The organism is Heliomarina baculiformis (assembly GCF_019966545.1).
In the GTDB taxonomy this organism is placed as follows: Bacteria; Pseudomonadota; Alphaproteobacteria; order Rhodobacterales; family Rhodobacteraceae; genus Heliomarina; species Heliomarina baculiformis.
Map to the genome: position 1 here is coordinate 1 of NZ_JAIMIC010000024.1, position 20,964 is coordinate 20,964.

Annotated in this window: 21 protein-coding genes and 2 pseudogenes; 12 read left to right on the forward strand and 11 right to left on the reverse strand. The window is 58.5% G+C overall.

Features of this window, described 5'->3' with window-relative positions; all coding sequences use genetic code 11:
* Positions 1-342: 342 nt before the first annotated feature.
* The 6 genes from MF268_RS24515 to MF268_RS24540 form a co-directional block, all read right to left on the reverse strand.
* The gene (locus MF268_RS24515) at positions 343-1,515 is read right to left on the reverse strand and encodes a CaiB/BaiF CoA transferase family protein (protein WP_238373338.1); all 1,173 of its coding nucleotides are present in this window, start codon (positions 1,513-1,515) and stop codon (positions 343-345) included.
* Positions 1,508-1,693, reverse strand: coding sequence for a hypothetical protein (locus MF268_RS24520; protein WP_238373339.1), 186 nt, complete (start codon positions 1,691-1,693; stop codon positions 1,508-1,510). The genes MF268_RS24515 and MF268_RS24520 overlap by 8 nt, the downstream gene beginning before the upstream one ends.
* On the reverse strand, positions 1,686-3,611 hold the full coding sequence (locus MF268_RS24525; RefSeq protein WP_238373340.1) for a TRAP transporter permease: 1,926 nt from the start codon (positions 3,609-3,611) through the stop codon (positions 1,686-1,688). Before MF268_RS24525 ends, MF268_RS24520 begins: the two co-directional genes overlap by 8 nt.
* Positions 3,612-3,652: 41 nt before the next feature.
* Positions 3,653-4,636 carry a TAXI family TRAP transporter solute-binding subunit gene (locus MF268_RS24530; protein WP_238373341.1) on the reverse strand — a complete coding sequence of 328 codons (984 nt, stop codon included), beginning with the start codon at positions 4,634-4,636 and terminating at the stop codon, positions 3,653-3,655.
* Between the two features lie 62 nt (positions 4,637-4,698).
* The gene (locus tag MF268_RS24535; RefSeq protein WP_238373342.1) at positions 4,699-5,154 is read right to left on the reverse strand and encodes a MaoC family dehydratase; all 456 of its coding nucleotides are present in this window, start codon (positions 5,152-5,154) and stop codon (positions 4,699-4,701) included.
* Positions 5,155-5,166: 12 nt separating this feature from the next.
* Positions 5,167-5,646, reverse strand: coding sequence for a MaoC family dehydratase (locus MF268_RS24540; protein ID WP_238373343.1), 480 nt, complete (start codon positions 5,644-5,646; stop codon positions 5,167-5,169).
* A 165-nt stretch (positions 5,647-5,811) separates the two neighbouring features.
* Here MF268_RS24540 and MF268_RS24545 point away from each other — a divergent pair, with 165 nt between their 5' ends.
* Positions 5,812-6,597, forward strand: a complete 786-nt coding sequence (locus MF268_RS24545; RefSeq protein WP_238373344.1) for an IclR family transcriptional regulator domain-containing protein — start codon at positions 5,812-5,814, stop codon at positions 6,595-6,597.
* A gap of 270 nt (positions 6,598-6,867) precedes the next feature.
* Here MF268_RS24545 and MF268_RS24550 read toward each other — a convergent pair whose 3' ends face one another.
* The 4 genes from MF268_RS24550 to MF268_RS24565 are packed head-to-tail and all read right to left on the reverse strand — an operon-like array spanning position 6,868 to position 11,434.
* On the reverse strand, positions 6,868-7,707 hold the full coding sequence (locus tag MF268_RS24550) for an alpha/beta hydrolase (protein WP_238373345.1): 840 nt from the start codon (positions 7,705-7,707) through the stop codon (positions 6,868-6,870).
* An 18-nt stretch (positions 7,708-7,725) separates the two neighbouring features.
* A complete protein-coding gene (locus MF268_RS24555) occupies positions 7,726-9,189 on the reverse strand; it encodes an NAD-dependent succinate-semialdehyde dehydrogenase (RefSeq protein ID WP_238373346.1) in 1,464 nt (487 codons plus the stop codon).
* 13 nt (positions 9,190-9,202) lie between these two features.
* Entirely contained in the window at positions 9,203-10,408 is a 1,206-nt protein-coding gene (locus MF268_RS24560) for an iron-containing alcohol dehydrogenase (protein WP_238373347.1), read from the reverse strand.
* 21 nt (positions 10,409-10,429) lie between these two features.
* Entirely contained in the window at positions 10,430-11,434 is a 1,005-nt protein-coding gene (locus MF268_RS24565) for an Ldh family oxidoreductase (protein ID WP_238373348.1), read from the reverse strand.
* Between the two features lie 106 nt (positions 11,435-11,540).
* Here MF268_RS24565 and MF268_RS24570 point away from each other — a divergent pair, with 106 nt between their 5' ends.
* The 7 genes and pseudogenes from MF268_RS24570 (at position 11,541) to MF268_RS24600 (ending at position 17,151) form a co-directional block, all read left to right on the forward strand.
* On the forward strand, positions 11,541-12,224 hold the full coding sequence (locus MF268_RS24570; RefSeq protein WP_238373349.1) for a GntR family transcriptional regulator: 684 nt from the start codon (positions 11,541-11,543) through the stop codon (positions 12,222-12,224).
* Complete coding sequence (locus MF268_RS24575) at positions 12,221-13,780, forward strand: sugar ABC transporter ATP-binding protein (RefSeq protein ID WP_238373350.1); 1,560 nt, start codon at positions 12,221-12,223, stop codon at positions 13,778-13,780. The genes MF268_RS24570 and MF268_RS24575 overlap by 4 nt, the downstream gene beginning before the upstream one ends.
* Positions 13,777-14,772, forward strand: coding sequence for an ABC transporter permease (locus MF268_RS24580; protein ID WP_238373351.1), 996 nt, complete (start codon positions 13,777-13,779; stop codon positions 14,770-14,772). The genes MF268_RS24575 and MF268_RS24580 overlap by 4 nt, the downstream gene beginning before the upstream one ends.
* Before the next feature lie 40 nt (positions 14,773-14,812).
* Positions 14,813-15,778: a substrate-binding domain-containing protein gene (locus MF268_RS24585; protein ID WP_238373352.1), complete on the forward strand. Its 966-nt coding sequence runs from the start codon at positions 14,813-14,815 to the stop codon at positions 15,776-15,778.
* Between the two features lie 65 nt (positions 15,779-15,843).
* A complete protein-coding gene (locus MF268_RS24590) occupies positions 15,844-16,437 on the forward strand; it encodes a DJ-1/PfpI family protein (protein ID WP_238373353.1) in 594 nt (197 codons plus the stop codon).
* A gap of 319 nt (positions 16,438-16,756) precedes the next feature.
* A pseudogene (locus MF268_RS24595) lies at positions 16,757-16,944 on the forward strand (IS5/IS1182 family transposase); the annotation flags it as partial.
* A gap of 66 nt (positions 16,945-17,010) precedes the next feature.
* Positions 17,011-17,151, forward strand: a complete 141-nt coding sequence (locus MF268_RS24600) for a type 2 periplasmic-binding domain-containing protein (RefSeq protein ID WP_238373354.1) — start codon at positions 17,011-17,013, stop codon at positions 17,149-17,151.
* 770 nt (positions 17,152-17,921) lie between these two features.
* On the opposite strand, the gene MF268_RS24605 is transcribed toward MF268_RS24600, so the two are convergent.
* Positions 17,922-18,389, reverse strand: a complete 468-nt coding sequence (locus MF268_RS24605) for a GNAT family N-acetyltransferase (RefSeq protein ID WP_238373355.1) — start codon at positions 18,387-18,389, stop codon at positions 17,922-17,924.
* A 259-nt stretch (positions 18,390-18,648) separates the two neighbouring features.
* Here MF268_RS24605 and MF268_RS25530 point away from each other — a divergent pair.
* The 4 genes and pseudogenes from MF268_RS25530 to MF268_RS24625 all read left to right on the forward strand — a co-directional run.
* A pseudogene (locus MF268_RS25530) lies at positions 18,649-18,903 on the forward strand (AraC family ligand binding domain-containing protein); the annotation flags it as partial.
* A gap of 135 nt (positions 18,904-19,038) precedes the next feature.
* Positions 19,039-19,326, forward strand: a complete 288-nt coding sequence (locus tag MF268_RS24615) for a helix-turn-helix transcriptional regulator (RefSeq protein WP_238373357.1) — start codon at positions 19,039-19,041, stop codon at positions 19,324-19,326.
* 184 nt (positions 19,327-19,510) lie between these two features.
* Positions 19,511-20,113 (forward strand): phenylalanine--tRNA ligase beta subunit-related protein, encoded by a 603-nt coding sequence (locus MF268_RS24620; RefSeq protein ID WP_238373358.1) that lies wholly within the window; start codon positions 19,511-19,513, stop codon positions 20,111-20,113.
* Positions 20,103-20,714, forward strand: coding sequence for a LysE family translocator (locus MF268_RS24625; RefSeq protein ID WP_273545167.1), 612 nt, complete (start codon positions 20,103-20,105; stop codon positions 20,712-20,714). Before MF268_RS24620 ends, MF268_RS24625 begins: the two co-directional genes overlap by 11 nt.
* Positions 20,715-20,964: the final 250 nt, after the last annotated feature.

Consider the following 20,964-nt stretch of genomic DNA (forward strand, 5'->3'; position numbering starts at 1 on the left):
AACCTGCAAGAGTTCATCGAAATGGACCGCGACCGCGCGCGTTGACCTCGCTGTGGCCTACGCCGGATGCTTACCTTTGAGTCTCACTTCTGGAGGAAAAGTCATCGCAGCCGCCAGCGCCGAGCTACATGCTGAAGCGCTTATCGCAATAAACCCTGACTAGGCTAAAGTCCCATTAAATTTCAGCTGATCGAGTACGAAGTAAGCTTAACACGTCGAAATCGACGCATAAGGTCAACTTTCGTTGAGATTATTTCCGAAAAACTGCGCTAGGTTCAAACTGCCAAACAGAGGACCAAATTTTCAAGATACTTGGGCTAGGTGCCTGATTTGAAACCGAACCTAAGTCTCACCAACTGTCACCGCTCCCGACGCGGCCAACCGCTCGATCTCATCTATTTGCAGGCCGGCCATCTGCAACACATCAATGCTGTGCTGTCCCACCTCCGGGCTTTCAGCGCGCGACTCTGGCGCGCCGGGAACCCCTGGAACAGGCACGTTCCCCACAATAGGATGCTCAAGCCAATCGTATGATCCGACCTCTTTTACGTGGCGATCGTCAAAGTAGTCTGAATAGCTGTAGACAACCGAGTTCATCACATCCGCTTCGGTCAACCGCTGGGCCCAATCCTGGGAATCTCGTTTCGCGAAAGCTGCGAAAAGGATCGCGTTCAGCTCCTCCTCATGCTCAAGCCGGTCGGCTGCCGTCCGGAACCTCGGCTCATCTGGCAATTCTCTCCGCTCAAGCACTCGACAAAGCGCCGCGAAATGATCATCGCGCATTGCCGTTATATTTATCTGACCGTCGCGGGTCGGAAAGGCGCCGACAGGCGCATAGAGGTTTCCGGTCTCGCCCTTTTGAAGATGGAATTCTATCATCTTCGGTGCCTGAAACGCTGCGGCAGACTGCATCAGACTACAGTCGATCCACTTTCCTTGACCAAAGCGCAGCTTGGCAAGCATAGCCATAGCAACGGCATTGCAGCCGTAAAGCCCAGTCATCACATCCATCGCCACCATCCGGGACCGTTGCGGCACACCTCGACTATCGGCGTTCATCGTCATCCAGCCCGAGAAGGCCTGGATGACCGCGTCGGTGACCGGTCGATCCATGTAAGGGCCAGCCTGTCCAAAGCCTGAGATCGAGAGATAAATCAGTCCCTTGTTGTCGTTCGACAAGTCCTCGTAAGAGAGGCCAAAGCGTGCCATCACTCCGGGACGGAAACTCTCGGCTACGATGTCTGCCGACTGAGCGAGGGACTTCACAGCCGCGAGAACGTCCGCGTTTTTCAAATCTACGGCCAGACTTTTCTTGCCGCGGTTAAAGGCAATCGAATGAGCAGTGTGGTTCCCATAGGCCCTGCCGAGCGTCCGCCCCCATTCCCCATTCAGAGGCTCGACCTTGATGACCTCGGCGCCGTGAAGAGCCATGATTTGCGTGGCATGTGGCCCGGCGACCCCAGCGGTAAAGTCGAGAACTTTCAGCCCAGCAAATGCGGCATGTTGTTCATTCATCTGCAACATTTCTCCCGCTTCGTGAGAGGCGCAGCCAAATCACCGCGAAGATGGCAAACAATGTCATCCCGCCCATGTAGGGCATGAATTGTCGGAAATGGACGCCAAGCCAGGCGGGCACGACCGCCACTGCCAGCACGATTGAAAACGTGGCCCATTGGAATAGCAGTCTACGCATCGAGCCTCTTCCCCTGATTGGTACGCCCCCGGAACCACAACATGATCAGAACCGCGCCCGCCAATAACATGGTCTCCCAGGTCGGCACGATGAACAAAAGCGCAGTGGCTGCGAGCGCAACGCGTTCCCATGGCTTGAGCAAGCGACGTAAGTAACCTTGCACTGCGGCAGCAAGACAGATGATCCCGATCGCCGCCGTGACGCTGTCAATTGCTATCCGGTACCAAGCACCGTCAAGAAGCAGGCTCGGCGTATAAATGAACATGAAGGGGATCAGGAAAGATGCGATCCCGACTTTCACGGCCTCTATACCGGTTGACCAAGGGTTGGATCCAGCAATCCCGGCAGCAGCATAAGTTGTCAGCGCCACCGGCGGTGTAACACCGGACAGGCATCCGAAGTAAAAGATAAACAGGTTGGCGGCCATTACCGGTGCACCCATCTCGGTGATCGAAGGCGCGACCAACGCAGCAAGTGTAATGTAAACTATGGTTGTCGTCATGCCCATGCCGAGGATGACGCAGACCACCGCAGTGATGACGAGCGCCAGCGCCAGTTTGCCATCAGCCAATAAAGTCACTGCTCCGGATACCCGCCCTGCGAGACCCGACAAGTCCATCGACCCAATGATGATCCCGGCTGCAGCACAGGCCATCACAATCGGGATCGTGGCCCGGATACCGGTCTCGAGCGCCGCACAAAGGTCCTGTGGCGTCAGACGCGTTTCTGCTCGGAACATTGTGACGATAACTGTCAGCACCAGCGCGGTAGCGCCCGCGATCATCGGGGTGAACCCTGACAAAAGAAATCCAACAATGGCGCCAAACGCGATCAGGATCGGCCAGCCCTTACGCAGGGTGATCCAGGCGCTTGGGAGATCTTTTCGTGCTACACCTGTCAGTCCGGTGCGCTTGGCCTGGAAATGGATCATGGCGAGGATCGAAATATAATACAGCACTGCGGGGATAGCAGCGGCCAACACCACGTCTCGGTAGCTTGCACCTGGAATGTACATCGGAATGATAAACGCGGCGGCGCCCATGACCGGCGGCACGATCTGGCCGCCATTCGATGCCATCGCCTCAACTGATGCCGCAAAACGCGGATTAAACCCCGAGCTTTTCATAAGCGGGATGGTAAAGGAACCGGTCGTCACGACGTTCGCCGTGGTGCTACCCGAGAGCGTTCCGTAAAGTCCGGAGGCCAGCGCTGCGGCTTTGGCTGCCCCACCCGACATCCAGCCGGTCGCAGCAAAGGCGAGATCGGTAAAAAAAGTCCCGGCGCCAGAGCGCACCAGAACAGCACCATACATCATGAATATTACAATGAATGATGACGACACAGCGATCGGAACGCCCAACATGCCGTCAAGATCAACGGTCAGGTACCCTATGAGCGAAGAAAACCGCGTCGGTGCCGCCAAAAAGATGGACGGGAAGTGATCAGAATAGAGTGCATGGAGCATGAACAGCGTCGGCAGGATAACGAGTGCGAGGCCCACTGTCCGCCGCACCGCCTCAAGTACCAGCAGGACCAGAATAGTCCCACTGATCACATCGCCTTGGTTGGGAAAACTTGAACGAGAAGCCAGGGAGTCTACGTCTTGCATACGGTAGATAAACACACCGATTGCGGCTGTGATCAGCGCAAAGTCGATCACCGTCGTCCAGCGCAGTTTCTCCTGCCAATCAGATCTTCCAAGCGGAAAGAATAGAAAGCCGAGCACAAGAAAGAGCGTAATATGGGCCGTACGATGTCGGAAGGCTTCCGCGGTCCCGAACAGTCCGCCAAGCAAGTGATACATCGCGGTCCCAAGCGAGACCGCGATGATGATGGCAACCAGCCATGTCGGGACAGGCAGCGCCTGCCCCGACACATAGGCATCGGTCGCGGTTACGGATTCACGTCTATCCGACACGTTTGCAGTCCTTCAGGAAAGCTCTTTAACCAAAGAGCGCATTAGAATGCGCTCTTCTCCTCCAGGTATTTCTGCGCTCCGGGATGAAACGGAATCACACCGCCTTTCAGGCCCGTGGTTGCATAGTCGAGAGCCAGAGAAGGATCCTCACCCATAAACTTCTTGAGGTCGGGATCTTCGTAGAGAATTTTTGTCAGCTCATAAACAACGGCGTCCGGCACGTCCTTGTTAACAAGGAAGATCGACCACATCGTGGGCACCGGAAAGTTGCCAGCACTGCCCTTGTAAGGATCAGCCGGATAGGTCATCTCGACGTAGGCGCCCTTGGGCGTCAGGGTTGGCAGGATGCGGTCGACCTCTTCCTGCGTGTAGGGCACAATGGTGATGCCGGGCTGTTCGTTGAGCTTCAGCAAAAGCGGGCTGGGCACCGAGGAGTAGTACATGAAGGCGTCCAATCGACGGTCGGCCATCATGTTTGTAACATCGCCAAACCCGAGGTATTGCATCTGGCCACCATCTTCCGCGAGGCTTTCTTCGGTAATGCCAAAATCGTTCAGAATCTGCATCGCGATGGCAGCGGTGGACCACTCCCGCTTGCCCGGACTGACCACCTTGCCCTGCAGATCTTCCATATTTTCGATGCCCGCACCTTTGCGCGCCACAGCATGCAGATAGGCAGGATAGAAAGTACCGACTACGCGCGCATCTTGCCATTTCTGGTCGAACCCGCCCTCCCCGTTCCACGCTTCGATGGAGGTCGGGGCAAAGCTGAACCCCATCTGCGCATCGCCGGAACTGACCAGCTTGTGGTTCACGTTCGACCCGCCGGGCACGTGGCTTACTGCCATCTCAGGAAAAGCCTTGCCTAACTTGTCTGCCAGTTGCGTGCCGAAGGTGTGCCAGAGACCGCCGGGTGACGTCGACACAATCTTGAAGAATTTCGGTACATCCTGAGCCATACCCATGACCGGCAGCATCGCGATGGCCATGGCCAGCGCACCGCGGCGTGTTATTGAGTTAAACATTATCGTTCCTCCCTTTGAAATTGAAAAGACCCCGACCAGGCAGGCGATGGCCCGCCTGCTCCTCACGCCGGGATCGTGTCGCGGAATTCAGCCAGCGCCTGTCCCGTCGCGACAGGTTCGCCATGCTGGTTCTTGACGATGACTTCAAATTGAACCCAATGCCCGCCGTCGGTCGGGTTCTTACGGATCACTTTGGCTTCAGGCGTAATGGTGTCACCAAGTTTTACTGGCTTGATCCAGCGCGTTTCCAGCCGCCGGTGATAACCGCCGCGCGGCACAAGCCAATCCGTCAAGGTGCGGGTGATCAGCGCGAAATTCTGCATACCATGCATGATAACCCCATTGAACGAGGTCCCGCCAAAATCGTTCTTTTCCATCCAGTTCGGATCGAAATGCAGCGGATTGTAGTCCAGCGATGCGTCGCCAAAATCTTGAATTGTTTCCGTCGTCACCGTAAAGGCGCGCCCCTCGACAACGTCACCGGTCTGAATTCTCTCATAGTTTTCTTTTGCGTTCATGATCGTATCTCCTCACACAGGCCGAATGGTTTGGCCCCGGCCCGTGCAGACCACCTGACCGTGCTGGTTGGTAAAGAGGTTCTCATGAACCGCAAAAAGCCGATCTTTCTTGATGAACTTGTCCAGCGCTGTGCCGCGCATGGTGATCGTATCATCAGGTCGGATCGGCGCGTTGTAATACCAATTCTGGCCGGCGTTGATCGTACCGGGTGACCGCATCCAGTCTTTCGATGTCGTGCATGCGAACATCAACAGGATATGAATCGACGGAGGTGCAACGATGCCGCCATAAGGCGTCGACTTGGCATATTCTTCGTCGAAATAAAGCGGATTGTCCTCGCCAACCTTACGGGCAAAATCCTGGATAATTTTCTTGGTTAGCGTGACAGGCCGCGTCTCGCGCAGTTCACCTGGTACGATCATGTCCCATGTCGCGCGATCATTCACTTCTTTCCAGAAATCCGTTTCGAAATCTTCGCCCATGACATTCATGCGCTCACCTCCTCTTCACGCAACATGTTTGCTATTCAAACATATTGCGTATTATTCAAACAACTGATGTATAACCTGAGCCACGGATCAGCGTCGCGTCAACTCGGCAAATTCGCTCGAAAGCCCGAACCGCTGCATTTGTTTGAATAGAGAACGGAAAGGCCGATGTCAGAGAACGAACCGTCAAATACCTACGCCCAAACTTTCGCGCGCGGCCTGAAAGTCATCACCACCTTCGACGAAGGCTCACGTGTACTGACCCTCTCAGACGTCGCGGAACGAACAGGCGTCACCCGATCAACGGCACGTCGGTTGCTCCACACGCTGGTCACACTCGGCTATGCGGCCACAGACGGAAAGTATTTTTCCCTTACGCCCAAGATCCTTGATCTTGGTTTCGCCTACCTGTCTTCATCCGAGATCTGGCGCTTCGCCGAGGCCGATATTCAGGCGCTTGCCTCAAGAGTCGGCGAAAGCTCATCCATCTCGGTTCTGGATGGGCACGACATCGTCTACGTGCTCCGGGTTCAAACCCAGAGAATTCTGAAGAACTCGCTAAATGTGGGCAGCCGTGTGCCCGCACACGCAAACTCCATGGGCCGGATTCAACTTGCGGAGCTATCGGAACGGGAGCTTCGACATTACCTCGAAACGGTCCACCTCGAAGCCTTTACCCCTTGGACGATCACAGATCCCGATCGGCTAAAAGCGGCCATCCTCAGCGACAGAGAGCAAGGCTGGTCCATGGTCTATCGCGAATTAGAAGAAGGCATCGCCGGACTTGCGGTTCCAATACGCGCGGCAAGCGGTCGCGTGATCGCAGCAGCTAATATTTCTCTCGCACCGGTGCGCCTGAAGGAAACCGGTCGAAAAGCAGAATTGCTCGAAGCGCTAAAAGAAACCGGCGAAAAAATTGAAAGGCATCTGCTCGAAGGAAGATCTGAAGTCTAGCCTACAAGGCAATGGCGGTAGCTCTCGAAGGATTTCAATGGCGTCCTAGCCTCTCATGTACGCGACAAAACCTGTGTTTACCCTCACGCAAGAGGCAATCGCGCAGTACTAGAAGCTCGCTTAGAGATAGGATCGCCAATAAACCGAGTTTGGAGTCGGACTCTTCCTGGCACCGTTTTGGTCCTTACCGATCGTTCAGCCGACGGGCTGGAGAAGCCTGCTTCGACGGGACGAGAGATGTCGCAATGTTCTCGACGTCCTCATGGCGCTTCAGGACGACTCGACAAGCTCGATCAGCCTTCGACCGAGAGGTGCCTCTGGATCGGCCAAGTCAAAGACGATCGTAAGGTGGTTCCTGCCCCTCTCGCTGCGCAGTTCGACCGCATGCCCGTCGCGTTCGAGCAGTGAGTTCAGGGCAACTGCCTGGTTCTGGAAAGGTTCGGTCTCGTCCTCGCCGCGGGTGATGATCCGCATTGGGCCAGGCCCGTGCTCTGCCAGAAGCGGCGACCATGCCCTTGCTTCATCTCGGGTCATTTTTGTCTCTTCCTTCAGAAACGACCCAAGGATATCGGAGAGGTCGTATATCCCGCTGACAAGGAGCAGGCCGCGAAGCCCGGGCAGGTCGATCGGCCCTGCATCGCCCGGAGCCTCCGACGCCAGCAGCGACGCGAGATGCGCCCCTGCCGAATGACCGCTCACGGTAAAGCGGGCCGGGTCGGCGCCGATTTCCGGCGCGAGCTTGGCAAGGTGCCGCGCGGCGCTGCGAGCCTGCCCGACAATATCGGCCAGCCGGGTCCGCGGCATGAGGTCGTAGCTGATCAGCGCTGCGACCCCGCCAGCGGCGAGCACAGGAGCCGCCACGAGCGTATGCGCCTCCTTGCTCCCCGCGCGCCAGTAGCCGCCGTGGATGAACATGTGCAGCGGTGCGCCGGGCGCCATGTCTGGCGGAAAGACAAGATCGAAGCTCTGTCGTGGCGTCGGCCCGTAGCTCAGGTTCCGCTCGACACGCGCGGTGTCGGCGAAGGCGCGGCTGCGCGCCTCAGTCTCTTCCATGATCGGGTCGAAATCAGGGATGAAATCCCGGTTGAGGTAGAGGTCGCGCTCGGCCATTGTGTTCCTTTCCATGCGTCAGAATTCGACGGCGAAGTACTTGGGCTCCATGAACTCGAGGATGCCGGTGACACCGCCCTCGCGTCCAAGGCCACTCTGTTTGGCGCCGCCGAACGGGGCGGCCGGGTCCGACATCAGGCCGCGATTGATGCCGACCATGCCGGTCTCGATCCCACGCCCGACGCGCATCGCCCGCATGATGTCCCGCGAATAGACATAGGCCGCAAGTCCGTACTCGGTGTCGTTGGCCAAACGGATAGCTTCCTCCTCGGTCTCGAAGCGGTAAATCGCGGCGACTGGGCCGAAGATTTCCTCGTGCGCGAGGGCGGCGTCGGTCGGCACGTTCTCCAACACCGTCGGCGGATAGTAGTAGCCGCTGCTGTCCAGTGACGCGCCCCCGGTGGTGGCCCGCGCGCCGCGATCCTTTGCCTCGGACACCAGCCGGTCGATCTTGTCCACCGCCTTGATGGTGATCATTGGACCGCACTCGGTGTCGGGGTCGTACCCCGCCCCCAGTTTCAACGCGGCCATACGCTGGGTCAGACCCTCGACGAAGGCATCGTGAATCCCCGATTGCACGTAAAACCTGTTCGCCGCGGTGCAGGCCTCGCCTCCGTTGCGCATCTTGGCGACCATCGCGCCGTCGAGTGCCGCAGACAGGTCGGCATCGTCGAAAACCACGAAGGGCGCGTTGCCGCCCAGTTCCATCGAGCAGTTAACGATAGTTTTGGCGGCCTCGGCCAGTAGAGTTCGACCAACCCCGGTGGAGCCGGTGAAGGACAGTTTACGCACCCGGGGATCGGCCAGCATCGCTGCAGTGACAGGTCCGGGGTTGGTGGTGGTCAGCACGTTCAGCACGCCCGGCGGCACCCCGGCTTCCGCCCCGAGACGGGCCATGGCGTAGGCGGTCAGCGGGGTTTCCGATGCAGGCTTGAGGATCACGGTGCAGCCTGCGGCCAACGCCGGGCCGATCTTGCGGGTGGCCATGGCGGCTGGGAAGTTCCACGGCGTGATGAGGACAGCGATCCCGATGGGTTCATGATCCACGAGGATATTGTGCGCGCCCGAAGGGGTGTGGCGGAATTCGCCGCCGATCCTCGTGGCCTCCTCGGCGTACCAGCGGAAGAACTCGGCGGCATAGGCGACCTCGCCACGCGCGTCGGCCAGCGCCTTGCCATTCTCGAGGCTGATCAGCAGCGCCAGCTCCTCGGCATGGTCCGTCATCAGGGTGAACCAGCGGCGCAGGATTTCGGAGCGCTGGCGGGGCGGCGTACGGCGCCAGCCGGCGGCTGCGGCTTCGGCGGCATCGACTGCTCGCATCGCGTCCTCAATGCTGGCATCGGGCACCTCGGCCAGGGTTTTTCCGGTCGAGGGATCGGTCACTGGAATGCCGGTCCCGGCCTCCCACTTTCCGCCAATGTAGAGACCTTCGGCGTGGAGCGCAGGGTCGGCGTAGCCGGTGAAAGCGGTGTCGAGTGTCATTTCAAAGTCTCCCTCACTTGGTTTCAAGCACGGCGAGCTCGCCGTGGAAAGCAGCACCGACAAGCCTACGCATGTCTTCGGGCGGTAACGGTCGCGGGTTATTCTGGATCAGTCGGGCAATGCCGCAGGATTGCTCGGCGACCCAGTCGATCTTTTCCTCGTCCAGCCCAAGGTCCCTGAGCGTGAGGGGGATGCCGATACGCTCGAAGAGCGCAGCCATAGCAGGAATGACCTCGGCGCCGGATTCCAGGCCGACGATTTCGGCGATTTGGTCGAGCTCCGCTCCGATTTCGGGCGCGTTCCAAGCCATGACATAGGGCATCAAGCAGGCCACCCCTGCCCCGTGCGCCGTATGGGTCAGCGCGCCGACCGGGTACTGGATCGCATGGGCGGCGGCAGTGCCCGCGACCCCGAAGGCAAGACCTGCCAACGTCGCCCCCATCATCACCTTCGCCCGCGCCTCTGCGTTGGCGCCGTCTGTAAAGGCGGCCTCCAGTCCCTCCCAGATGAGACCGATGGCGCGTAGTGCGAAATTGTCCGACGTGGCGTTCTTGCCAACGAAGACCCGCTCTTGCGCCAAGCCTGGCGTGGGCGCGCGCCGGATCGCCGTAAAGGCCTCGATGGCGTGGGTCAGCGCATCGGCCCCCGCGATGGCGGTGAGCGAGGGCGGACAGGTCAGCGTTAGGTCCGGATCGCAGATCGAGACAGTGGGAATGATGTGGGGAGAGGAGATGCCGACCTTGAGTTGGCGTTCACTGTCCGACAGGACTGCCACCGGAGTTGCCTCCGACCCTGTTCCCGCGGTCGTCGGCACCGCGATAAGCGGCATGACCGGCCCCGGTACCATGAACTCCCCATAGTACTCCTGCGGTGTGCCACCGTAGGTTAGCAGAACCGCCACGCATTTCGCCATGTCGAGGCAGGATCCGCCGCCGACCCCGATCACCAGATCAGGCGCGAAGTCCTGCGCCGCCTTGGCGCTGGCGATGGCGGTCTCGACCGGCACGTCCGGCAAGGTCGAGCCGTCGACCCGCACCGATAGCCCCTCAGCCTCGAGCTGCGCGACCATGGCCCGGAACTCCGCGTCGTCCGCCAGCCGTTCGTCGGTCACCACCAGCGCCCGCTTGCCAAGTTTCACCGCGACCTTGCCGAGGGCGTGGCGCTGGCCGCTGCCGAAGATCAATTCTCGCGGGGCTCTGATCGTGCCGAAAAGGGTCATATCGTCTCCTGTCATTTGGTCTCAGCCCTCAGCGAGGGTGCGGATTTCGTCGTAGAGCGGGTCGGGCAAATCGATGCCATGGGCCAGAGCCTTTGCCCGGCGGGTCCGCATCCCGTCGCCGGGTACGGCAACCGGGTGGGCTTGGTCCGCGGGCCGCGACGCGCGCAGGCGGTCGAGATAGGCGGCCAGCCCGGCGGCGTTGCCCTCCCCGGCGGCGGGGTCGATTAGGATGAGGATGTCGCCCTTGTTGGCAACGGCAGTTGAATCAAGCGTGCCGCCCACCTCGGGCGCGAAGGCTGAACCGCCCAATCCGGCGACGAGGAGTTCCACGGCGAGACCCAGGCCATACCCTTTCGCCTCGCCGAACGGTGCGATAGCCCCGCCTTTTGCCGCTTCGGGATCGGTGGTCCGACGGCCGTGAGCATCGACGGCCCAATCTTCCGGGATGGCGGTGCCGGTCAGCGCGTAGTGATGGATTTTGCCCATCGAAACGCGGCTGGTCGCCAGATCGAGGATGTAGGGTTCGGACCCGGTTGGGATTCCGATGGCGATCGGGTTCGTGCCCAGCATCGCCTCGGTCCCGCCAAAGGGATGAACCAGCGCCTCGCTGGTGGTCAGGACGATGCCAATCAGGTTTCGATTGGCGGCGGCCTCGGCATAATAGGCCAACATACCGATGTGGTTGGCGTTCCGGATTGCGGCGACAGCGATGCCCTGCGCAAGCGCCAGTTCGGCCAGCTCCTCCAGTGTCTGCATCATGACAACCGGGCCGAGCCCGCGTTGCCCATCCACGATCAAGAAGCCGGGTCCGGATTTCCGAGACTCGCCAGACGCGGTGGGATCGGCAACGCCGGCAACGAGGCGCTCGGCGATTCGCGGCAACCGTTGAAGCCCATGGGAAGGTAGCCCCCTCAGCTCGGCCTCGATCAGCAGGTCCGCTTGTATGCGTGCATTTTCAGGTGAAACCGCCCTTGAAAGCAGCGTTTTTTCCGAAAGGGCTCGTAGATTTTCGGCCGAAACCAGCAAACGCGAAGCCTCCCTGAATCAAATCGTATATGATATTGTATTTGACATGCGATATCCTATCAGTGTTAGGATCATGCTTGTCAAGAACGCTGAACTGGGAGGAATGATGGCTGTATCGACGGATCGTGACCCGAAAGGGTTCGTGCGGCCTTCCAGCATTGCCGAGAGCATCCACGAGCGGATTTATGAGCGCATCATGTCGCTTGAAATTCCGCCCGGGGCCCGCATTCCAATCGATGGGCTGGCTCGCGAACTCAATGTGTCGCAGACCCCGGTGCGTGAAGCCCTGACCCGCCTCGAACGCGAGGGTCTGGTCCGCAAGGCGCATCTGATCGGCTATTCTGCCTCACCCCAGCTAACACGCAAGGAATTCGACGACCTCTACAAGTTCCGGCTGTTGCTCGAGCCCGAGAGCGCCCGGCAAGCCTGCCTCAAGCTGACGCCGGACACGCTCGCCCGGATCGAGAGCGCCGCGGCGGACATGGAAAAGGGCGACCCCCCGGTTGATCGTAACAGCCGGTATTCGCGCTTTGCGCGGGCGGATGCGCATTTCCATGACGAGATTCTGCGGGTGGCGGATAATGAGTTTGTCAGGCAGGCGCTGAATGACCAGCATATCCACCTGCATATCTTTCGCCTCATGTTCCACAGCCGCGTCACACAGGAGGCGCTTGAAGAGCACGATCGCCTGCTTTCCGCCTTTAGGAGAGCGGACGCGGATGCTGCCTATGAGGCCATGAAAGAACACATTGAACGGTCCCGTGACCGGCTTGCAGCGGCCTTCGAATGATTTCCCGATTGCTCGAAACCTCAGGTGCCGAAAACGCGCCCACGCCGCCGGTACTCCACGCCGAGGCCCTCTCCAAGGCCTACGGCCCGATCACCGTACTGAGCGACGTGACACTCGACATACGCACGGGCGAGGTCCATGCAATTATCGGCGAGAACGGAGCTGGCAAGTCGACGCTGATGAAGCTGTTGTCCGGCCACGCCGCGCCGACCGGCGGCACGATGGCCATGGCTGGTGAACGGATCGCCTTTGCAGATGCTGTACAGGCCGAAGATGCGGGCATCGTTCTAGTACATCAGGAAATCCTGCTCGCCCCCGATCTTACTGTGGCACAGAACCTTTTTCTGGGGCGCGAACTGTCGCGCTTTTTCAGCGTAGACGACCGGAAGATGAATCGGCGCTCTGCCGAGGTGCTGGAACGCGTCGGCTCAACGGCGCGTCCCTTGTCGCGAGTGGGCGACCTGCCCCTTGCCCAGAGGCAGTTGGTTCAGATCGCCCGTGCCCTTCTCGACGACCGAAAGGTTATCATTCTGGACGAACCGACCGCAATGCTCGCCAATGACGAGGTCGACGCGCTGTTGGACATCGTTCGGAACCTGCGCGCGCAGGGCGTTGCCGTACTCTACATCTCCCACCGTCTTGAAGAGGTTGAGACGTTGGCCGACCGTGTCACCGTATTGCGCGACGGAAAGATGATCGGAACTTGGCCGGCGACGGAGCTTGATCAGCGCCAGATGGCGGAACTGATGGTCGGGCGCGAGTTATCGATGCTCTACCCGCCCAAACGCGGTCTATCTGCCGCCGATCCAGTACTTACTGTCAACGATCTATCGGTTGATCATGGCAAGACCATGGGGTCTTTTACTGTCCGCCCGGGCGAGGTGCTTGGAATTGGCGGCATGATCGGAGCTGGCCGCACCGAACTTATCGAGGGGCTGATGGGATTACGACCGGCACAGGCGGACTCGATCATTCTCAACGGCAAGAATGTCACGCAACCTGACGTCGGCACCATGATGAGCGCGGGACTTGTCTATCTGACTGAGGACCGCAAAGGAAAGGGCCTGCTGCTCAACGAGGGGCTGGGACCGAACCTGACACTTCAGGCACTCAATAACCTCAATCCGAATGTTCGCCTTGATCGTCGAAAGGAAACCAGTACGGTTAGGCGCGCGGTGCAGGACTACGACATTCGCGTTCGCACCCTGTCGGTCGAGGCCGGACAGCTTTCGGGCGGCAACCAGCAAAAACTGCTGCTGGCCAAGGTGATGCTGGCCGATCCCTCGGTCGTTATCATCGACGAGCCGACGCGCGGCATCGATATCGGCAACAAGAGCCAAATCTACAGTTTCATCGACGATCTCGTCCGGGCGGGGAAGGCCTGCGTCGTGATTTCGTCGGAACTCCCCGAACTTGTCGGCCTGTCCGACCGCGTGCTGGTGATGCGCGGCGGGCGCTTCGTCGCCGAACTGACGGGCGAGGACATCACAGAACAGAACATTGTCTATGCCGCCGCAAGCAGCGGCAATGACACCGAGGGGAGGAAACGCGCATGAGCAGTGCCGAAATCGCAGCCATTCCGGAAAACGAAGGCTTCAAGATCCGCTGGGGCGACTGTGCCCCTTTCATTGCGCTGGCGCTCATCATCCTGCTGGGCGCACTGATCAATTCCAACTTCATGTCGACGAACAATATCCTGAACGTCATCACGCGCAGCGCCTTTATCGCGATCATTGGCGTCGGTGCGACGTTTGTGATCGCGACCGGCGGGCTTGACCTCTCGATAGGGTCGATGATGGCCTTTGTCGTTGGTATCATGATCATGGCGATGAATGCGCTCGCCCCATCTCTGGGCGCATGGGCAATCCCGGTAGGCGCGCTGGTCGCACTGGTGGTAGGCTCACTATGCGGCCTTTTGAACGGGCTCATTATCACGGTGGGCCGGATCGAGCCCTTTATCGTCACCTTGGGCACCATGGGCATTTTCCGAGCGCTTATCACCTATATGACCGATGGCGGCTCGCTTTCGATCGACCGCAGCCTGCGCAGCGCCTATCGCCCGGTATACTTCGGTGACTTCCTTGGCATCCCGTACCCGGTGATCATCACGCTGGTGATTGCCTCGCTTGGGGCCTTTATACTGTATCGGACAAAGTATGGTCGTCGGGTTACCGCCGTCGGATCCAATTCTGACGTTGCCCGTTTCTCGGGTGTTCATGTCGGGCGTGTCCGCACCATGGCATTTGTCATCCAGGGATTTTGTGTTGCCGTGGCCGCGATCTGCTACGTGCCGCGCCTCGGCGCCGCGACGCCCACCACCGGGCAGCTCTGGGAGCTTCAGGTTATCACGGCGGTCGTCATCGGCGGCACGCTATTGCGCGGCGGCAAGGCCCATATCTGGGGAACGGTCGCCGGTGCACTCATTCTCGAGGTCATCGCCAATGTCATGGTCCTATCGGACATGGTGTCGGAATACCTCGTGGCCGCGGTCCAGGGAACGATAATCATTATCGCCATGCTGGCTCACCGCTTTACAGGCCCTCGCTAAAAAAGGCGGGCGCTAAATCATCCCAATGGAGGAGGGGAAAATGAGGAAATTGACCAAAGGGGCGGCGCTTTTGTCGGCCACCATCGTTGCCGGTGCGCTGACCGGTGCCATGGCCCACGCCCAGGATAAAGAGTTCACCATCGCGGTGTCCATTCCTGCTGCGACCCACGGCTGGACCGGCGGCGTCGTCTATCATGCGCAGGAGGCCGAGAAGCAGCTAGAGGCCGCGTTCCCGAACATCGACGTTATCATCTCGACCGCGTCCTCCGCTACGGCGCAGGTCTCCTCGCTTGAGGATCTGTCGGCGACGAATGATCTCGACGCACTGGTGATCCTGCCCTTCACCTCGGAAGAGCTGACCGGCCCGGTCGAGCAGGTCGCCTCCAACGGCACATTTATCACGGTGGTTGACCGGGGCCTTTCGGACCCGTCGATCCAGGATCTCTACGTCGCTGGCGACAACATCGCAGTGGGAGCAAATACCGCCGACTGGCTGGTGGATAAGCTCGGCGGCGAGGGCGAAATTGTCGTGCTACGTGGCATCCCGACGGTGATCGATGACGAACGCATCAAGGGATTTCGGGACGTCATCGACCAGTCGGACATCAAGATCCTCGATATCCAGTATGCCAACTGGAACCAGGACGAGGCCTTTACCCTGATGCAGGATTATCTTGGTAAATATCCGAAGATCGACGCTGTTTGGGCCAATGACGACGACATGCTGCTCGGCGTGCTCGAGGCCGTCGATCAGGCGGGCCGCACGGACATCAAATATGCACTTGGCGGCAATGGCATGAAGCAGGTGATCGAAATGGTGAAGGCGGGTGACGAACGCACACCGATCTCGACACCCTACGCGCCCTCAATGATCGCATCGGCCATGTACATGACCGCGGCGCAATTCGCCGGTCAGGCGCCGATGCGCGGGTCGTTCAAGCTGGACGCGCCGCTGATCACCCCCGAGAACGCGGATCAGTTCTACTTCCCCGATTCCCCGTTCTGAACCCATTTCCCTGCCCGGCCTTTCCAGCGGCCGGGCGTTTCCACACATTAATCCAGGAGGCCCAGATGAGCGGCAAGAAAATCCTCATGCTCTGCGGTGAATTCACCGAAGAGTACGAAATCTACGTCTATCAGCAAGGCATGGAGGCCGTCGGCCACACCATACATGTGGTCTGCCCCGACAAGAACGCAGGCGACATGATCGCCACCTCGCTTCACGATTTCGAGGGACACCAGACATATACGGAAAAGCCCGGCCATAATGCCGAGATAAATAAAACCTTTTCCGAAGCAGAAGCCGAACTCGACAGCTATGACGCTGTCTACGCAGCTGGCGGTCGGGGACCGGAATACATCCGCACCGATCCTCGCATCCAAGCGATCGTCAAGCATTTCCACGACACCGGCAAACCGATCTTCACCATCTGCCATGGCGTACAAATCCTGATGGCGGTCCCCGGCGTGTTGAAGGGAAAAACCGTTGCTGGCCTCGGCGCATGTGCCCCGGAGGTTACGGCCGTGGGCGGCACCTACTACGATGCGGATCCCAAAGAAGCCTATGTCGACGGCACCATGGTTTCGGCTAAAGGCTGGACCGCCCTAGCCGCCTTCATTCGGGAATGTCTGAAAGTGCTGGGCACCGAGATCCGGCACAGTTGAGCGACACTTGCATTTGCTGGCGAAGCGTCGCGGCTAAAAGATCCTTCGCCAGCAAATGAATCGCAAAGCCGGTGAAAACCGTTTCGGCCGCAAGAGCGCACACGGCTAACTCTGATTTTCGAACCGGCAATTCATCACGTATGCTGCGAATGTCTTCTTCTTCTCGCCCTTATAGTCCAAATGTCTCTTCAAAATGTTTGGATACCAGCGTCATTTCGACCGAACGACACTGACATAAAACGATCTTTCATGCTAGGATCAGGACCCGTAAATTTCCGCTTGGATGCGTGTTTCACGGTTCGATAACCGGGCAGTGAAAATGTCTGGTCTTTCCTGGCTGACGGATGTGCAGCCGGCGCGCCTTGAGCTCTACTTGCTGAAATCGCACGGCAAGTCCCGAGTAGATGATGGGCGTGTGTTGAGCGGGATTATCTTCACTAATTACGATACCGCGATGCACCTGCAAACTATTGGCTGCACAAGACGCTCTGCAATCGCTGGAAGAGGTAAAATAATAAGGTCCTGTTCAGTCGCATAGTGGTGGGTTTGGGCCCGTATCCACTGCCTCATGTCATGGCGAAGCTGCACGAAACGTATCCCGCATTGAAGGGGACCCCGCGCGATGCGACCCCATCCGTTCTTCAGGACGAACTGATGAGCGGAGAGCAGGACCTGATCCTGACGCAGCTTCCACTGCAATCTGCGGATACTTAGGGAATGCGGTTGTTTAGTGAGCCCCTGAAATTGGCGATTGCCCGGGACCACGTCTTTGCGCAGGCCTTATCCAATTCGGACGTCGAACTCGTCAGGCAGAATTTCCTAACCCTGTCCAGCGCCTAGCGTTTCATGACCAAGTGGCCGGTATATGCGACAACCTGGGCGCCAACCCGCGCCGCGAATACGAAGGCACCAGCTTGACGCACTTCGCCAGATTACAGCGCTGAACATGGAGGCTGCTTTCCGCCACCTCTCTACGTACGATCTGAGGTCTCGAGGTAAACGGGAGATGTCGTCGTTCGGCCCTTACGTTGGGGTATAATAACCCGGTCAATTGGTCTGGCCTGGCGCCAAAGGTTGGCCCATCTCGTGCTTATCCGAAACCCGGCGGATGTCCTTAGTAGGTGGTCCCGATGCTTAAAGAAAACTCTGTCTGCCCACAGGATTAGACCGAAGGCCTAAATTCCTGCTCCGGGAGGCCTCGAAATAAATCCTCTGTTTAGCCACTATCGCAGCTTGCGAGAACAGGTTTTCTATAACTTTCGAGCAAATTAAATAAGGTTCATTTGTTCAACACCATAAGCCCAATGAAGACATCAGTGCCATTGCTCAGCAAGACTGTCTGCGTCGCCGCAGCGGTTATTTGATCCACCTTTGGGTCTCTCAATTTAGCCAACAGAATTCATGCAATCTCGGTGGCGCCTAGAATTGACCGACAAATAGTAAGCGTCTTTTTACAACCAAGCTTACTTTTCGGACCGTTCCGCTTAGAACGCACGCCGCTCTTCTAGATCCAGCCGCATCGTGACCATATTCTCGCGACGAGATAGTTCTTCGTAACCGGCCGAAAGATAGGCGTTGAAGGCGGGCGTGTTATCGCGGTCCACCTTCAAGGTCAGGGTCAACGCACCAAGTTCCAGTGCCGCCTGCTCCACTCGCGTCGTTAACTCCTGAGCGGCACCTCCGCGCGTCTCTTCGGCGAGAAAGACGTAGGTAAGGTGCCGCACTTCCGGGCCAAAGCCCTCCCGAAGGGCGAAGAAACCGACGTCGCGACCCTCGATATCCTTCAGGTAGAACGAGACATCCTCACGGTCGCCGAGCCACTTCCTATGCCACTCCCTCTCATCAAAGGGCACTTTCGCATTGGGGTTCAGCAATGGGATTTCCGCGTCCGGCAGCATCGATGCCAATGGGGTCAGATCGCGGTCACGGTTTCTAACCAGGGTTAGGGTCATAGGTCCTTCCTTCGGCAGGGCCCGACACCAAAGCGTCGAGTTTTCATGATTAAAGTCGCCCGGCTGCCATAGATACCCCGTTCCGGTCAACCGATAGAGCAATCGGCCCTGAGTTGATCCTTGCTCACTGCGCAACGAACTTTTGGTGTGAGCCGAGGCCCGTCAGGAATACACCGTACCGCCAAGTGTCGACGCGATCTCGATCAGTTCGGACCGCACATTTCCGCGTCATTCACATGATGAGTTCGGCTTTGGCTATATCGTCGATGGGGCTCAGGATAGCTGGAGCGGCCGTGGCCTTGTGGAGGCGGAAGCAGGTGATACGATAACCGTCAATCCAGGCGAACTTCATGACGGTGTCGGCCGAAAAGGATATCCACGTCACTGGCGGATGCTGTTTCTGTCTCCGGCGGCAATTCGGGACTACAGTGACAAGCCCGTGGGCAGTGCTGAATTTTCCCGTCCGGTTCTTCGGTCTAGGCAGGCATTGAAGCTGTCTGCAGGAGCATTTGCGGCTCTGACACAAGATCAGCCTGACGCGAACCATGCCGAGCAGCTTTTGATACTGGCTTTGCACGCCCAACTCGATTCCGACCCATTATCCAGCAGGAACACCAGGCGCACTCCCGAGGTCCGGACGGTTATGGACATGATCTTCCAAAGCTGGGACTCCTGCCTCTCCTTGGCCGACTTCGCGGTCGCGACGAATTCCAGCCGCTACCAGATCTTGCGCCGGTTCTCGCGCGAGGTAGGAACGACGCCACATGCATATCTAACCCAGCACCGCATCAAGCGCGCTAAGGAAATGATCGTTGCTGGTTATCCTCTGGCCGAGACAGCCTTGGCCTGCGGGTTTTCGGACCAGAGCCATCTGACGCGCGCTTTCTCGCGGCAACTGGGACTGACCCCCGGTTGCTTCGCTCGGAAGGTCGGCTAACCCGTCTGCAATATCTTTCAATCCATATGCGCGCCGAACGCCTATGGTCCTGTAAAAGGATCAGGTAACGATGCCGCTTCTCCATTCACATTACGTGCAACAGACGTTCAGGGGGATAGCGACAGGTCTCCTGACAATTAGAGGTATCGAGACGGAGCCAAAGGTCACAGAGGCCGTCGACGCAATGACTTCACCTGCCCTGCATCGTTTGGAAACCGAAGGCGCTTTACCAAGAATCCGATCCTGGCGGCGCGCCTATTCCACGATGGCCTTAAAGCCTACGCGGTCTCGATTTGCCACCAAAGCCCTGCTTCGCCGGGTGCGTCCGGAAGGCACGCGGCCCTCGCTGCTTCCTCTCTTCGATCCATTCAATGTCGCCATGGCGGCCTATGACCTTTATGTTTCAGTCTGCGATTTTGAGCATATTGCCGAAGATCTTACAGTGCACCGGTCGATGGTGCGGAACGTATACCTGACCGTCACTGGCGATGTGGAAGCACCGGACCTCAGCGAGGTGATCTTTGCCGATGAAGCTGGAAACGCCCATGCCCGTCGATTGCCTAATCGCCAAAGTCGGCAGTCGGCTGTCTCGCCGGAAACGACGCAGGAGCTAAGCGTCATCGAGCCGCTACATCACGGCAGCGGTGCAAATGTGCAGAGGATCGTAGAGGGGCTCGCGAGGAAGATCTCAGATACTGTCGGACCGACGGCAAGCTCCGAGTTTCTAACGTCCGTTATTGCCGCGTTACTGACAAGAAAAGACCTTGGGAACGATCATGTGGATTGAGTTCCTCGTAACTTCTTTCGTCGTCGTGGTCGTCCCGGGTACCGGCGTGATCTACACGATTGGCGTGGGGATGTCGCGTGGTGTCAGTGCCAGCGTCGCCGCGGCTGCGGGGTGCACCTGTGGGATTATCCCGGCAATGGCTGCGGCAATTGCTGGCCTTGCGGCCGTTTTGCACGCGAGCGCGGTGGCTTTCCAAGCGATCAAATGGGCCGGCATCCTCTACCTTTTGTATCTGGCTTGGTCGGTTTTGCGGGACAAGGGCTCGATCAGCTTTGACACGAAGTCCGGATCTGGATCGCTGCGCAAGGTGGCAATGACCGGGTTCCTGATCAACATTCTGAACCCCAAGCTGTCGATCTTCTTCCTGGCTTTCCTGCCGCAATTCGTACCGGCGGAGACTTTGCACCCTCTGGCTCACATGCTTCTGTTGAGTGGGATATTCATGGCGATGACATTTGCAATTTTTGTCCTCTACGGCGCCTTCGCTGCAAAAATCCGGTCCCATGTAGAAGGGACACCTTCCATCCTCGCATGGATGAAGCGCGGGTTCTCATTGGCGTTTCTGATGCTTGCGGCCAAACTAGCATTTGAAACCGATTGACCACCGAGCGCTAATACCGTCGGAAAGGTTTCGAATAGTTATGGCGAAAATCAATAACGCCGCCGAAAGTGATAGGGGCACCCCACCGGAGAAACTGCAGTGTGTATGGTTTTCGAACACACATCCCTACCGGCAAGGAAAACGTCCGAAGCTCGATAAGCTCTCCTTCGGCACTGAAGTGGTCCCAGGAAACCGGACAGTCAGCTAAGGTGTTTCCCGAACCTTTGAAGGGATACGAACATGGCAAAGC